General features: G+C 63.4%; 17 protein-coding genes. 10 read left to right on the top strand and 7 right to left on the bottom strand.

Going from position 1 to position 14,465, the window contains the following annotated elements; all coding sequences use genetic code 11:
* Window positions 1-52 precede the first annotated feature (52 nt).
* Window positions 53-1,606 carry a succinic semialdehyde dehydrogenase gene (locus tag ACODSO_RS10290; RefSeq protein WP_489036856.1) on the bottom strand — a complete coding sequence of 518 codons (1,554 nt, stop codon included), beginning with the start codon at window positions 1,604-1,606 and terminating at the stop codon, window positions 53-55.
* Between the two features lie 466 nt (window positions 1,607-2,072).
* On the opposite strand from ACODSO_RS10290, the gene ACODSO_RS10285 reads away from it, so the two are divergent.
* From ACODSO_RS10285 to rraA, 5 genes are all read left to right on the top strand, one after another.
* Entirely contained in the window at window positions 2,073-3,278 is a 1,206-nt protein-coding gene (locus ACODSO_RS10285) for a lipase family protein (protein ID WP_489036855.1), read from the top strand.
* A gap of 63 nt (window positions 3,279-3,341) precedes the next feature.
* Window positions 3,342-4,091: a MerR family transcriptional regulator gene (locus ACODSO_RS10280; protein ID WP_489036922.1), complete on the top strand. Its 750-nt coding sequence runs from the start codon at window positions 3,342-3,344 to the stop codon at window positions 4,089-4,091.
* A 106-nt stretch (window positions 4,092-4,197) separates the two neighbouring features.
* Window positions 4,198-4,647, top strand: a complete 450-nt coding sequence (locus ACODSO_RS10275; RefSeq protein WP_489036853.1) for a hypothetical protein — start codon at window positions 4,198-4,200, stop codon at window positions 4,645-4,647.
* 10 nt (window positions 4,648-4,657) lie between these two features.
* Window positions 4,658-5,029, top strand: coding sequence for a DUF5313 family protein (locus tag ACODSO_RS10270; RefSeq protein ID WP_068376863.1), 372 nt, complete (start codon window positions 4,658-4,660; stop codon window positions 5,027-5,029).
* 10 nt (window positions 5,030-5,039) lie between these two features.
* Window positions 5,040-5,516: a ribonuclease E activity regulator RraA gene (rraA, locus tag ACODSO_RS10265; protein WP_489036851.1), complete on the top strand. Its 477-nt coding sequence runs from the start codon at window positions 5,040-5,042 to the stop codon at window positions 5,514-5,516.
* A gap of 78 nt (window positions 5,517-5,594) precedes the next feature.
* Here the strand turns inward: rraA and ACODSO_RS10260 are convergent, their stop codons facing one another.
* Window positions 5,595-6,308 carry a YoaK family protein gene (locus tag ACODSO_RS10260; protein ID WP_489036849.1) on the bottom strand — a complete coding sequence of 238 codons (714 nt, stop codon included), beginning with the start codon at window positions 6,306-6,308 and terminating at the stop codon, window positions 5,595-5,597.
* Complete coding sequence (locus ACODSO_RS10255) at window positions 6,308-6,625, bottom strand: ArsR/SmtB family transcription factor (RefSeq protein ID WP_489036847.1); 318 nt, start codon at window positions 6,623-6,625, stop codon at window positions 6,308-6,310. The genes ACODSO_RS10260 and ACODSO_RS10255 overlap by 1 nt, the downstream gene beginning before the upstream one ends.
* 90 nt (window positions 6,626-6,715) lie before the next feature.
* On the opposite strand from ACODSO_RS10255, the gene ACODSO_RS10250 reads away from it, so the two are divergent.
* Entirely contained in the window at window positions 6,716-7,771 is a 1,056-nt protein-coding gene (locus tag ACODSO_RS10250; protein WP_489036846.1) for an SDR family oxidoreductase, read from the top strand.
* A gap of 5 nt (window positions 7,772-7,776) precedes the next feature.
* Here ACODSO_RS10250 and ACODSO_RS10245 read toward each other — a convergent pair whose 3' ends face one another.
* On the bottom strand, window positions 7,777-8,616 hold the full coding sequence (locus tag ACODSO_RS10245; RefSeq protein ID WP_489036844.1) for an alpha/beta fold hydrolase: 840 nt from the start codon (window positions 8,614-8,616) through the stop codon (window positions 7,777-7,779).
* 99 nt (window positions 8,617-8,715) lie between these two features.
* Here ACODSO_RS10245 and ACODSO_RS10240 point away from each other — a divergent pair, with 99 nt between their 5' ends.
* The 3 genes from ACODSO_RS10240 (at window position 8,716) to ACODSO_RS10230 (ending at window position 11,163) form a co-directional block, all read left to right on the top strand.
* Window positions 8,716-9,276 carry a TetR/AcrR family transcriptional regulator gene (locus tag ACODSO_RS10240; RefSeq protein ID WP_068376883.1) on the top strand — a complete coding sequence of 187 codons (561 nt, stop codon included), beginning with the start codon at window positions 8,716-8,718 and terminating at the stop codon, window positions 9,274-9,276.
* A complete protein-coding gene (locus ACODSO_RS10235) occupies window positions 9,273-9,965 on the top strand; it encodes a 3-keto-5-aminohexanoate cleavage protein (protein WP_489036842.1) in 693 nt (230 codons plus the stop codon). Before ACODSO_RS10240 ends, ACODSO_RS10235 begins: the two co-directional genes overlap by 4 nt.
* A gap of 157 nt (window positions 9,966-10,122) precedes the next feature.
* Window positions 10,123-11,163 carry a serine hydrolase domain-containing protein gene (locus ACODSO_RS10230; protein ID WP_489036841.1) on the top strand — a complete coding sequence of 347 codons (1,041 nt, stop codon included), beginning with the start codon at window positions 10,123-10,125 and terminating at the stop codon, window positions 11,161-11,163.
* A 32-nt stretch (window positions 11,164-11,195) separates the two neighbouring features.
* On the opposite strand, the gene ACODSO_RS10225 is transcribed toward ACODSO_RS10230, so the two are convergent.
* Complete coding sequence (locus tag ACODSO_RS10225) at window positions 11,196-12,110, bottom strand: aminotransferase class IV (protein WP_489036839.1); 915 nt, start codon at window positions 12,108-12,110, stop codon at window positions 11,196-11,198.
* Window positions 12,111-12,229: 119 nt separating this feature from the next.
* On the opposite strand from ACODSO_RS10225, the gene ACODSO_RS10220 reads away from it, so the two are divergent.
* Complete coding sequence (locus ACODSO_RS10220; protein WP_068376972.1) at window positions 12,230-12,412, top strand: hypothetical protein; 183 nt, start codon at window positions 12,230-12,232, stop codon at window positions 12,410-12,412.
* Between the two features lie 20 nt (window positions 12,413-12,432).
* Here the strand turns inward: ACODSO_RS10220 and ACODSO_RS10215 are convergent, their stop codons facing one another.
* A complete protein-coding gene (locus ACODSO_RS10215) occupies window positions 12,433-12,894 on the bottom strand; it encodes a GyrI-like domain-containing protein (protein WP_489036838.1) in 462 nt (153 codons plus the stop codon).
* Window positions 12,895-12,980: 86 nt separating this feature from the next.
* Window positions 12,981-14,399, bottom strand: coding sequence for a reverse transcriptase family protein (locus ACODSO_RS10210; RefSeq protein ID WP_489036836.1), 1,419 nt, complete (start codon window positions 14,397-14,399; stop codon window positions 12,981-12,983).
* Window positions 14,400-14,465 lie beyond the last annotated feature (66 nt).

Here is a 14,465-nt window from a genome sequence, read left to right as displayed (position 1 = left end):
GGTCACTCTGAGTGTGCGACTGTCTGATTCGGTCACCTGGGGGGAAGCGAACCTACCGTCCTGGAATGTACTTGAGCGCCTTGACGAACGGCGGCATGATCTTCGCCCACAACTTCGGCGGGAGTCCGCGCGGTCCGCCGAGGTTGAGCAGCCGCGTCGTAGCGATGGTCTGCGACTCGGCATACTTGAGCAAACCGTCGGCACCGTGGCGGCGACCCATTCCGGATACACCCATGCCGCCCATCGGCGCGGCGGTCGTTCCCCAGGCAGGCGCGTAGCCCTCGTCGACGTTGACGGTTCCTGAGTGCAAACGAGCCGCGATGGCTTCACCTTGCGCTTTGGTCTTGGCCCAGACGCTGGCGTTGAGCCCGTACTCGGTGTCGTTGGCCTTGGCGATCGCTTCCTCGACGTCGGCGACAGGATAGATCGACACGAGTGGCCCGAAAGTTTCTTCGGCGGCACATTCCATGTCTGCAGACACCCCGGTCAGCACGGTCGGCTCGAAGAAGAGCGGACCGATGTCGGGGCGCGCGTGCCCTCCGGCGACGACCGTGGCGCCCTTCACCTTCGCGTCGTCGACGTGCGCAGAAATGACCTTGACTTGGTTCTCGGAAATCAGGCTGCCCATCTCGATGCCGAACTCGTAGTCCGAGCCGAGCGTCATGTTGCGCACACGCTCACCGAACTTCGCTGTGAACTCAGCGGCGATGGACTGCTCGACATAGATCCGTTCGATCGAGATGCAGAGCTGACCGGAATTGGAGAAGCAGGCGCGCACTGCGGCGTCGGACACTTCCCGGAGGTTTGCGCCTTCGGCGACGATCATGGCGTTCTTGCCACCGAGCTCAGCGGAGAAGCCGATCAGTCGTCGACCGGCCTGCTCGGCGAGAAGCTGCCCCGTAGCGGTGGAACCGGTGAACATGACGTACTCGGTGTTTTCGACGATCGCGGTACCGACGACAGTTCCCGGTCCCGGCACGACAGCGAACAAGTCCCGCGGCAGACCCGCTTTGTACAACAGTTCGACGACGGCGAGGGCACAGTAGGGCGTCTGGGAATCAGGCTTGAGAACGACGCCGTTGCCGGCAAGCAGCGCCGGAATGGCGTCGGACACCGCGAGGGTCATCGGGTAGTTCCACGGCGAGATTATGCCGACGATGCCCTTCGGCTGGTACCTCACGGTGGTCTTCGTCAAGACCGGAAGCATGCCGGTCACGCGCTTGGGTGCGAGCAGTTTGGCCGCGGTGCGGGCGTAGTGCCGCGACGTCATCGCGATGTCGAGCACTTCCTCCTGCGCAGCAGAGCGGGACTTGCCGGTCTCGGCCTGCGCCATGTCCATCAGTTCGTCGCGGTGAGCGAGCACAAGATCGCGGTAACGATGGAAGATCTCCGCACGATCGGCAACCGAACGCTTGGCCCACGCCTTCTGTGCGACGCGTGCGCGGGCGATGGCGGCGTCGACGTCCTCAGCGGTGCCGACGGGGATGGTAGCGAGCTCCTTGCCGGTGAACACCTCCGTGATGGTCTTCGTCGGCCGGGCATCGGCGTCCGCAATGGCAATCAAGTCGGCGAGCCGCGAGAAGGTCGCAGCGCTCGGAGCTGGCATTTCATACCCCTACTGGTGAGTAGTTCTTGGAGTTACAGACAACCTACCCTCTCGGTGGCTGGGATCACAGGGTCGTTCGGTTGTTCACCCCTCGGACCGCACCGAATGTCTCTTTCGGTCACTTGGCGCCGAGCCCACGGGCCGCAGCGAATGTCTCTTTCGGTCACCCCGCCCCCGAACGCGCACGTTGCAGCCACAGCGCGCGTTGCAACCTGCGCGGTCGCTGGAACCTGCGCGCCGACCGCCGGCCGCAGCGAATGTCCCATTCGGTCACTTGGCGCCGACCGCCGGCCGCAGCGAATGTCCCATTCGGTCACCAACCGGCGGCCCAACCCCAGCAACCCCCGAGCCCGACCCCACGCGCCAGGGAGACCCTTGCCACGTGTGGCACCATGGGACTCGGTCTTTCCTAGGCGTCGGGGCGCTCTAGACGAAGCAGGGTGGGTTTGTCAGCGTGAAATGCACAGTGCGCAGGACCATCGTTCTTTCAGGCGCCGCAGCACTCATGGTCGCGTTTGCTCCGTGGGCGCAGGCGGATCCCATCGGCGATCTCGTCGATCCGCCGAGTGATCCTGCCGCCTACCTCCCCACTCCTCTCGGCGACCCCTGGTTCGATGCGCCCGCGGGATTCGAAGCTCAGGAACCAGGCACGGTCCTGAACACGAGAGGTGTTGCAGTACAACCAGGTACGACGTCGACGCAGCTGCTGTTCCGTTCGACCGATTCGAAGAACAACCCGATCGCCGCGGCGACGACCGTCATCGTCCCCGACGCTCCGTGGACGGGCGGCGGACCGCGGCCAGTCGTCGCGTACAACGAGGCGACGGATTCACTCGGCAACGCGTGCGCACCGTCGTCGACGCTGCCGCGGGGTACGAACAAGGAAATCGACCGGATGCAGGACTTGCTGGGTCGGGGCTATGCCGTCGTCGCCACCGATTATCAAGGTCCGCGTCAGGCGTACTCGGCAGGTCTCGTATCCGGTCACACCGTGCTCGACGGGTTGCGCGCATCCCACAGTGCGGGTGTCGCGTCCGACGCACCGATCGCGATCACCGGCTACTCGGGCGGGGCCATCGCGTCGGGCTGGGCAGCGCAGCTGGCGCCCACGTACGCGCCGGAGTTGAACATCGTCGGCGTCGCGTTCGGTGGCCCTCCCACCGACTACAAGATTCTGCAGCGCTCGCTCAACGGCGGCATCGGATCCGGCCTGTTCACGGCAGCGACCATCGGGCTGAGCCGGGAGTACCCGGAGATGCGTTCACTGGCCAACGACAACGGCAAACGACTGGCACTCGCGCAGAAGGACCAATGCGTCGACGTGCTGTCGTACAGCGGACTGCTGCTGTTCGATCAGCAAAATCTGTCGAACGTCCCGAACGTGTTCGATCACCCCATCACCCAGGCCGTGGTCGAAGAGAACCGGATGGGACAGATCAAGCCCGAGTCGCCGATCTACATCTACCAGGGCTTACAGGACTTCCTCATTCCCAAGGAGGGCGCCGAAGCCGTCCAGGACCAGTGGTGCGCGATGGGCGCATCGGTCCATTTGGAGGAGATCCCCGGTGATCACACGAGCGCCGAGGTCGGCGGCAGGCCCGGTGCATTCGACTGGATCTCGCAGCGCCTCGCCGGTGCGCCTGCCGGAGGATGCGAACGAGTCGTTCGCTGACAGGACTTGACCCTCACCCCACGGGAGGTACCACTGTTGTCTTCCGTGAGCGATTCAGGGGGAATGAAGGTGGGCGAGGTGTCCCGCCTCGTCGGGATCAGCGTCCGGACACTGCACCACTACGACGAGATCGGTCTCGTGGTGCCGTCCGGGCGGACCCCGAAGGGTTATCGCAGCTACTCGTCGGCCGACGTCGAGCGACTGCACCAGGTACTGACGTACCGCGAACTCGGGTTCGTGTTGGACGACATAGCCACCCTCCTCGATGATCCGACTGTCGATGCATTTGCACACCTGTCACGTCAGCGTGCATTGCTGGACGCGAGGATCGATCGCTTGCATCAGATGGCTGCGGCCGTGGACACGATGATGGAGGCGAAGAAAATGGGAATTCAATTGACCCCGGAAGAGCAGCGTGAGGTGTTCGGCGACGATTGGCTCGGCGACGAGTATGCCGGGGAGGCCGAGGAGCGCTGGGGCGACACCGAGGCGTGGAAGCAGTCGCAGACACGTACCGCGTCGTTCACCAAAGACGACTGGAAGCGCATCAAGGCCGAAACCGACGCGTTGGAAGCCGATTTCGCAGCGGCTATGAGGGCCGGTGTTCCTGCCGACTCGGAACGCGCTGCGGTACTCGCCGAGCGCCACCGCGCCGGCATCGAGCAGCACTACGACTGCGGCTACGAGATGCACGTCTGCCTGGCGGAGATGTACATCGCCGACGAGCGCTTCACCAAGCACTACGACGACGTAGCGCCGGGGCTCGCGCGGTATGTCCGTGACGCCATCGTCGCCAACGCCGAAGGCAAGTAGGCGATCTACTCCCCGGTTGTGCGTATCTCGCGACCACAACCGAACAACCGGGGAGTAGATCGACCTGTCCCTGGCCAAAGTACCCACCCGGGTGAATACTTCGAACATGACTCCGACGCTTCGCTCGGCTATTCTCTCCGCTTCAATCGGCAAGGCGGGCGGCCTGCGCAGCTCGGTCGGCATTACCGTCGGGCTGCTCACCTGGTTCGAAGGAAGCGACCGAGAGCGTCTCGCCGCCGGGGCCTCGGCCGTCGTCACCGCGGGCGAGCTCGTCATGGACAAACTGCCGACGACGCCATCGCGGCTCAGCCCGCCCGCCCTCGTCGGACGGATCGCGGCGGGGAGCGGCGCCGCGTTCGTCGTTGCCCGACGCCTCGGCGACGACCCGATTCCGGCGGCAGTCATCGGCGGGCTGTCGGCGATCGCGGCATCCTATGCAGGTCACGCGTACCGCGCTTGGGCGTCGAAGAAAGTACCCCCGATTGCGGCGGCGTTGGTCGAGGATGCAGTCGCGTTGTCGATCGGCGCGGCCGTCGTGTGCGAGGTGAGGGCGTAAAGTCCGCAGTATGAAGCCGACGTTCTGGCAGTACCTGGGTTACCAGTTCGGCCGAGTGCTGCCGGCGTCGATGCAGGACTGGGTGCGCGAGGACCTCGTCGGCAACGGGGCTCAGGCCCGCTATCTGGTTCGGTTCACGCTGCCCGTCATCCCGCTGCTGTCGCTCTTCCTACTCGTTCCCGGACCGCTGTGGATCGGCCTTGCGATGATGGCGCTGCTGTTCATTCCGCTCGTCTACTTCGCGATCGCACTGATGAACGTCTACCGGCGGCACCGCCTGCTCATCCACGACCTCGATCCACAGCTGCTCAATGCGAACACACAGGCCAAGCTGGATCGCACCCGGGACGAGTACGAGAGGCGTCACGGACGGCTCGACTAAGCTTTCGACCATGACTTCCGTCGAATTCAAGGCAACTGCAGACCTGGCCGACGAGATCGGGCCCGAAATCCGAAGCTGCGACACGCAATTCATTCAGTTCGGAAAGAACTCCGAGTTCGCCGGACCGATCACCACGATCAAGTGCTTCCAGGACAACCTCCTGGTCAAGCAGACCCTGGGCGAGCCAGGCAACGGCGGGGTGCTCGTCGTGGACGGCGATGCGAGCATTCACACAGCGCTGGTCGGCGACATCATCGCAGGTAGAGGCGTCACCAACGGCTGGGCGGGAGTCATCGTCAACGGCGCGATCCGAGATTCGGCGATCCTGCGCACCCTGGACATCGGCGTCAAAGCACTCGGCACCAACCCGCGCAAGAGCACGCAAACCGGATCCGGTGAGAAGAACGTGCCCGTCGAAATCGGTGGCATCACCTTCAACCCAGGCGAGATCGTCTACAGCGACTCCGACGGAGTGGTCGTCGTATAGCGGTCCCCGCCCGGATCCTGCAGGCGGTCCTCGCCCAGTAGCGCGGTTGAGTGCACCAGAGGACACTCAGTCGTGCCACTAGGCGAGCGGATGCCGAACCCGAGGCACCCCACGCCACTCGTCGAACATGAACACGGCCAACGCAACCACCAACATTCCCGACGCCACCCACGCTGCTCCGGTGTCGAGCATTCGCACCATCACGGCTCCGAGCACTGCACCGCCGAGGAACCCCGCGATGACAGATCCGAAATTGATTGCCCGCATCCCCGCCGCCTTGTCGCCGTCCGTGACCCGATGAAACAGCGCCTGCGACAAGCTGCGTAAATTGCCGGTCGTCATCGTTGTACTGAACGCCTGGTCCACCAGCACTCGGAACGTCGTTACCTGCAAGGCTGCGACGAACGAAATAGAGATCGTGACAACAGCATTGGGTACCGACAACGGGACGAAGCCGACTACTGCGATCACAACGATCTCGATCACGAGCACTGCGCGGACCGGTCGCTTCACGATCCGTGCGACAGCCGGCCTCGAGACGAACTCCGCTGTGAAGACGCCGAGGACGAACGCAACCAGCGGAGGCAGGTACCCCATCGCCGACCGCCACTGGCCCGACGCGATGTCGATTCCGAACAACACCACGTTGGCGGTCTGCGCATTCGCGAACACGCCGTCGCGAGTCATGAACGTGTAGACGTCCAAGAATCCACCGACCGCGGCGAGCAGCACTCCGAGACGAACCGACTCCGAGGTCACCACCACGTTGCGTGGATCCGGCGCCTGCGTCATCACAACTCGCTCGATACGTCCGCAGCCAGTTCCTGGATTCGTTTTTCGCTTCGCTTGTAGTGCGTCCACTGCCCCACACGCGTGCTGGTGACCAATCCGGCGTTCTGCAGGGTTGCCATGTACTGGGACGCGGTTGATTGGGACACACCGGCTCGGGCCTGAATGTGCTTGAGGCACACTCCTACTTCCTCGGTGGGCTCGAGTTGCGGAGGAAAGTCGGACGGGTCCTTCAGCCATCGCAATATCGCCACGCGCGTGGGATTGGACAGCGCTTTGAAGGCCAGGGCGAGATCGTCCTCGACGGGATTCTTGGACACTCGAGCATCATACCGTCATATCGCAAATTCCCGATACGTATGGTTCACTTTGTTCATCGCAACATTGCGATATATCGATTAGGAGGACTTATGCAGGGCAGACAGGTGGCGGTTGTCGTGGGTGCACGCGGTGTGATCGGGGGCAACCTCGTCGAGCATCTGAAACAGCAGGGTGACTGGGACGTCGTCGGCCTGTCCAGACGAGGTGGCGTCGACGAACCGGGGGTGCGACACATCGCCCTCGATCTTCTCGATGCCACCGGCACCAGGAACGCATTGGCATCGGTCCACGACGCGACCCATGTCTTCTATGCCGCGTATCAGGACCGACCGACATGGGCAGAACTCGTCGAACCGAACGTGACGATGCTGCGAAACGTCGTCGATGCGGTCGAGGCCACATCGGATGACCTGCGGCACATCAGCCTGATGCAGGGATACAAGGTGTACGGCGCACACTTGGGACCGTTCTCGACGCCTGCGAAGGAATCCGATGCCGGGCACATGACACCCGAGTTCAACACCGAGCAACAGAAGTTACTCAAGGACCGCAGTGCTCGGGGCGCGTGGACATGGACGGCGATTCGGCCATCAGTCGTCTGCGGCTTCGGGCTCGGGAACCCGATGAATCTCGCGACCGTCATCGCCATGTACGCCGCGATGTCGAAGGAACTCGGTGTACCACTGAGGTTTCCGGGAAAGCGCGGCGCCTACGGAACCATCATGGAGGTGACCGACGCAGGGCTGCTGGCCGAAGCAACCGTATGGGCCGCAACGACTCCCGAATGCCAGAACCAAGCATTCAACATCACCAACGGCGACGTGTTCCGCTGGGAGACCCTGTGGCCGCGTATCGCAGAATTCTTCGAGATCGACGTCGCCGCACCACTGCAGATGTCGCTCACCGAGACGATGGCGGACAAGGAACCGCTGTGGAATTCCATGGTCGATAGATACGACCTCGCACCGACCGCGTATGCAGACGTCGCAGCGTGGCCGTTCGGAGACTTCGTATTCGGGTGGGACTACGACTTCTTCGCCGACGGTTCGAAGGCCAGGCGTCTGGGATTTCACCGTTACGTCGAGACCGAGAAGATGTTCACCGACATCTTCTCGGATCTTCGACGCCGCAGAGTAATTCCGTGAGCGGCTTAGCGAACGAACGAGAGTAGCGCGTCGTTCACCTCTTGGAAGTGCGTCCACAGTAGACCGTGCGGGGCACCCTCGACCTCGACGTACTTCGCTTCGGGGAATGCCTTGGTGAACTCGCGCCCTGTCGAGTCGATCGGCAGGATGTTGTCCTTGGTGCCGTGCAGGATGAGCGTGGGCTTGCCGGATTCACGCACCTTCTGCACGTCACCCCTGAAGTCCTCGATCCAACTGGGCACCACCGCATACGCCGCTACCGGTGCGCTCCCGACCGCAGTGTTCCAGCTCGCGCGTACGGTTGCCTCGCTGATTCGGGTGCCGAGGTTCTCGTCGAGGTTGTAGAAGTCACGATAGAAGTTGTCGAACCAGGCGAAGCGGTCCTCGCGCGCCGCCGCGTCGATACCGTCGAACACCGACTGCGGAACTCCGGTCGGATTGTCGTCGGTTTGCAGCAGGAATGGCTCGAGTGAGGCAAGGAAGGCGAACTTCGCGACACGGTCGGTCCCGTACTTCGCGGCGTAGCGCGCCAATTCACCTGTGCCCATCGAGAAGCCGACGAGGACGACGTCGTTGAGATCGAGTTCGGTGAGGACTGCGTTGAGATCGGATGCGAAAGTGTCGTAGTCGTAGCCGACGGTGGGCTTGCTGGACTGGCCGAAGCCGCGGCGGTCGTAGGTGATGACGCGGTAGCCGGCGTCGAGGAGTGCTCGTGACTGACGTTCCCAGGAGTTGCCGTCGAGCGGGTAGCCGTGGATCAGGACGACGGCCTGGCCGCTGCCGTGATCTTCGTAGTAGACGTCGACCGGGGTGCTGTTCTCTGTTCCGACATTGATGAAAGCCATTGCTGTTGCCCTTCGTCGTGGTCTGGTGGAGAACGTACGTTCTCGCACTATGGTCTACCGTAGAGAACGTTGGTTCTCTGCGCAAGGAGTTGGTGAGAAATGGAGATGGACAGCGCGCGGGCGGCAGTGCTCGACGCCGCCGACGAACTCTTCTACGCGCGTGGCGTCCAGGCCGTCGGCATGGACGAACTGCGCACCGCGGCCGGGATTTCGCTCAAGCGGATGTATGCGCTCTTCCCGTCCAAGTCGGACATCGTCGCGCAGGTACTGGCCGGACGCACAGCCGTCTGGAACGAGCGCATCCTCGCCGAAGCCGACCGGCACGACTCGCCGCGCGACAAAGTGCTCTCGATTTTCGACTTCCTCGACGCGTGGTTCCGTGAGGACAACTTTCGCGGCTGCGCGTTCATCAATTCGTTCGGGGAACTCGGTGCTACGATGCCCGCCGTCGCAGATGCAGCACACCAGCACAAACGCGAATTCGTCGAATATGTCACCGATTTGGTCGTCGAAGCGGGGTGTCCCGCGAGCCTCGGGTTGCAGATCGCCCTGCTCGCGGAGGGTGCCCAGACCACTGCAGCAATCTCGGAATCTCCCGAATCCGCAACAGCGGCCCGGCAAGCAGCCGAGGTCCTCCTCGACGTCGCCGCACGCGCATGAAGCTGAAGGCGTGCATCAACGGTCCCCGGACGCCCAGAGAGCATCCGGCGGTACCCGTCACAGCGGAGCAGATCTCCGCAGAGTCGATTGCTGCGGTGCGCGCTGGTGCCGAGGCGATCCATGTTCACCCCAAGAACCCCGACGGCACAGACTCTCTCGCCGCGGATCACGTCGAGGCGGCAGTGCGGGCAGCGCGTATGGCAGTAGTACCGGTGGGCGTCACGACGGGTGCGTGGAGTGCACCGGACCCCGCGTCCCGGTTGAAGGCGATCGCGTCGTGGACGACGTTGCCGGATTTCGCATCGGTCAACTGGCACGAGGAGGGCGCGTACGAGGTTGCGCGCGTTCTGCTCGATCGAGGGGTCGGGGTCGAAGCAGGGTTGTGGAGCGTCCGTGCAGCTCGCGCGTGGCTGGACTCCGATCTGCGAAAACACTGCATGCGAGCACTCCTCGAGGTGCAACCGAACGACCCCCCGACCGCGGCCGACGACCTCGTGGCGGTAACCGTCGACGCCGGTGTACCCATCCTGTTGCACGGCGAGGGCGCTACCTGCCGGAACACCCTTCGGCTGGCCGTCGGCCTCGACCTCTCGACGCGAATCGGCCTGGAGGACAGCCTCACCCTGCCCGACGGCTCCCTCGCGGCCGGCAACGCCGATCTGGTCGCGGCGGCCGTGGCCGAACTGTGAGTGGAGCCTCCAGCACCAGGTTGGAGATCTTCCGAAACTGTTGCATCGTGAACAGGTGAACCTGCGATCGACCGCACTACCCCTTGCAGCCATTCTCGTGCTCGTGTCGTGCGCCGCGGAAAGCACACCACCCGCTCCACAGCCAACGACGAGCACTGTGAGCACCATCCGAACCGTGGACGCGCAGACCGTCGTCGACACGTTGGTAGCCGAAGGCGCTCCTGCTGCCATCATCGAACTCCGCGACGGTACGAGCGAGTGGCAGGGCGCGGCAGGTGTCGTCGAGCGTGGATCAACAGAACAGGCGTCGGCGAACGACCCGATCCGCATTGCCAGCATCACCAAGTCGATGGTTGCGGCGGTCGTGCTTCAACTGGTCTCCGAGGGCACGCTCGAGCTGGACACCAACATCGACGAGGTGCTTCCCGGTTTGCTGCCCAAGCCTGTCACCATCCGCCAGCTGCTCGATCACACCAGTGGCCTGCCGAATTACCTCGACTCCCTGGTTCCGCCCGACGCCCGGGGCTTGCTCGACGCTGCGACCACCGAGTACACCGACGACCGATTGCTGCAGACGGCCTTGGCCAAGCCGTGGACACTCGAACCGGGCGCCGAATTCGAGTACTCGAACACGAATTACGTCGTACTCGGGATGGTGGTCGACGAACTCGACGGCGTCGGCATCGCCGAATCGCTGCGACAGCGCATCTTCGAACCGCTGTCGCTGGATTCGACCAGCTACCCCACCCAGCCGCAGATGCCCGCCGGCTCGCTGCACGGCTACATCCTCGAAGCCGACAACTACGTCGACATCACGGACTTCGATCCATCGGTGTGGTCTACGAGCGCCGCGGTGATTTCCACAGTCGGCGACATCAACACCTTCTTCCGGGCTCTGTTCGACGAGACGCTCCTGCCGCGGACACTCGTCGAGCAGATGCAGGTATTGACCCCATCGGGTTACGGTCTCGGGCTACTGGTCGGCGGCGATGCGTGCAACCCAGGTGCAGCCGAACTCGTCTACGGGCAACGCGGCAACGGCTTCGGGTACCGAACCCTGTCGTTCTCGAGCCCCGACGCAGAACGCCAGGTGACCCTCGCCTGGACGGCGTCGTCGATAGACCCGGCCGCCGACCCGCTCGAACAGACCGCGCTGAACGGCCTCGTCACCGGACTTGCCGCGACCTGCCCCGCCTGACGCCTACCGGTACGACCCGGTGTCACCCGAGATCACAGTGCAGTGACCCAGCCGTGAATCTCGTCGCTGGTCAGCGCTGCCTGATGCCGCTTACGCAGCGTCGACGTAACTGGACCCAATGCGGGTGAATCGCCGATCGCCCTGCCGTCGATCTGGTGGACCGGCGCCACTCCAGCGGAAGTACCGGATACGAATACCTCGTCCGCGATGTAGAGCTCGGTGAGATCGACGGTCCTCTCGTGCACCTCGATCCCTTCTTCACGTGCGAGCGTGAGGATGGTTCGACGGTTGATGCCGTCGAGGATGTCGCTGGTGACATCGGGCGTGATCAATACTCCGCTGCGCACCAGGAAGATGTTGGCCGCGCTGAGCTCGCACACGTGGCCGTTGATATCGAGGAAGATGCAGTCGTCGAATCCGCTGTCGATCGCATCCTGCTTTGCCAGAACGGAGTTGACGTATGCCCCGTTCACCTTCGCGCGTGACGGAATCGCATTGTCCGGAATACGACGCCACACACTGGTTTTGAGCCGCATGCCGTCCTGCGGGACGATCGGGACGGCGTCGTAGAGAAATATCGACATCGTCGTGCTCAGCCCGCGAACCCGTGTTCCCGGTATCGATTCGTCGACGTGCACGGTCGCGCGCACATACACCTCGTGCTGGAGATCGTTTGCCGCGACGACCTCGCGCACCACACTCACGAACCGATCGAACGTCCACTGCGGCGCAAAGCTGTCGATACCGATGATCTTGCACGACTCGAGCAGGCGCTGATAGTGGTCACTCAACCGGAATGCGGTACGCGAAGAACCGGAAACGTGAACCGGGAAGACCGTGTAGACGCTCAGGCCGTACAGCACCGCCGACGTTGCTACTCCCAGCGTCGCCTCGCGGCTGTCGATGATGCTGTCGCCGAAGAACACCTTGCCGTGTGGGTTAGCCATGCGGTGATGTTACCGGCGGCGACCGGCGACACCCCAGCTCAGGCGTCGAACACGCAGGTCTTCTCCCGGACTTGTCGTAGGCCGGTGATAGGAATGAGGAGACACGGAAAGGAGTGTTCATGCACACCAGCGAAGACAGCTGCGAAGGAACCCTCGTGATCCACGCGGCCGGCGACGCGGAATGCACCGAGCCGGCCTGCGTGGACCTCGAGTACGTCCGTCACCTGCTCGTTCTCGATTGTGAGGAGATTACCGGCGGATGCCGATGCGTCGGCGAGGTCGAGTTGATCCGCGCGTCCTGAGTGCGTCAGGCTCGCACGCGTCAGGCCCGCACGATGGGCTGCTGGATCTCGGTCACCCACTCGTCCTCGGGTTTCGGGTCGGAGACCAGGTAGACCTCGCGGCTGATACCGACAGGCTCGTATCCGTTCTCGGACACCCACAGCATCATCGATTCCCACGTCTCACCGATGGTCGCCATCGACCCGTGATGAACCGTCGTGGCCGCCAGATCGATCGACGGCAATTCGACGATATCGAATCCGTCGCCCTCGACGACGTCCGTCGAGACGGGGAAGGCCGCGCTGATGTTGATCCCCGAATCGAGCATCTCGTAGGTTGCGAGCGCGAACGGACCGAACTCGATGCCCACCGTCGACAGGTGCTGCGCGAGAGAGCCGTACAAGGGACCGATGACGGGGGCAATATTCTCGGGCCCGGCAACCTGAGCGCTGACCTGTGCGATGCGCTGGACTGGCAGTGACTTCAATTCGACTGTGACCATTGTGGCAGCTCCTTCTTCCTGCTGGCGGCGAGCAGCGAACACAAACTTCTCCAAGGCTCCGCCTCACACAGCGTGCGGGTCAAGAGTCAGGTCCAGTCCACCCGTTCCGCCATCTCGAGCAGGGTACGACGCCTTGTCGGGCTCGTCTCGCCGATGCGAGCGATCCGCCCGTACAGGTGTGCCCGGAAATCCTCCATATCGGAGCGATTTTGGCTCGTCGGTCCGGTACGTGCGCAGTTGTGCAGGATTGCTCTGAGCTCGTCGTATTCACGCCGCTGCACTGCGGGCCAGTCGTTGACGACCAGGCCGGTCAGCTGTTGGCGTTCGTGTGCGCGACGCACCCGAGTCTTGAGCGGATTCAGGACGAAGCCCTCATCGGTGACGATCCGCCGTGCAACCCACAGAACCTTGTCGACGTCTGCATCACCGGACAATGCGAGATCATCGGCATATCTGCTGTACCGCAAGCCCATCGACCGGGCAAACCCCGTCAGCCGGATATCGAGCATTCGTGCGGCGAGGTTCGCCAGCGCCGGGGACGTCGGCGCACCCTGAGGAAGATGCCTGGTCCGGAGCAACGACGCTGTGGCATAGGGCAATCCGTTCAACTGGCCGGCAGGAGTGCTCGTCGTGCACAGGTAGGCGAGATTCCATGCCACACTACGGGGATAGCCGAGCGCATCGAAAATCGCGATCACACGGCTGATCCCGATGGAGGGGAAGAAGTTCTTCAGGTCGACCGAGATCACCACTTCTTTGCCTGCATGCGGAATCCCGAACGTCCGCGGGCTGCGGCCCTTGACGAATCCATGAGCCGCGCCGTGCGCCGGAACGTGATCGAGGATGCGTCGCAGTATCTTTCGCTGAATTTCGCGTAGACGTGGTTTCGGAATCTCGAGCAGTCGAGCTCCGACACGTTTGGGAATCGCGGTGGTTCGATAGTGTCGCAGCGGCGGCGACGCAGTGGTGAGTCGCGAGTGGGCGTCGGCGAACCACTCGATCTCGGGGATCGTGAGATTCAACGATTCGGCAAGGTCGCCGGTGGTGAAGTAGCGGGGTACGTCGAAGCGCCACGGTTTCGGGCTGTGGCTTCGACGCACAGGTTCATGAGATGTCGCCTCGGGGATACGCGGGAGTTCCGCGATGAGCCGGTGCACGGACTCTTGATCGAACGGCGGCGACGGGTACAGATCGATCAACCGGTCGGCGAGCCGGGGTGCCCTCTCCCCCAGGATCGGCATGAACGCTTCTTCCAGACGTTCGCGGGTCCACGGCACATCGGCCGCGAGTTGCGCCAGGAACGCCGCCAATTGCCCGTTGAACTGGCGTTCCGTCATCGCGATCCAGGGTGCAGCGGCGACGGGCGACCTGAATCTTTCGTACTCGGCGCCGCCGTGCACGCGGAGCGTGCGGACCGGCGTCGGACGCAGTGCCCAGTTCTTCTTTCCCACCCAGGGGTTGCCCCTGAGATCGGTCGCGCGGACCGACACTCGCCCGTGCGCCACTGCATGCGCTCCACCTTGCCAAAGAAGTTCCGATCGCGCTCGCCGTTTCCACACCTTCAGCGCCTG

Source organism: Rhodococcus sp. FG69 (assembly GCF_057808915.1).
Note: the sequence above shows the minus strand (reverse complement) of the source record. Positions and strands in the feature narration are given on the sequence as shown.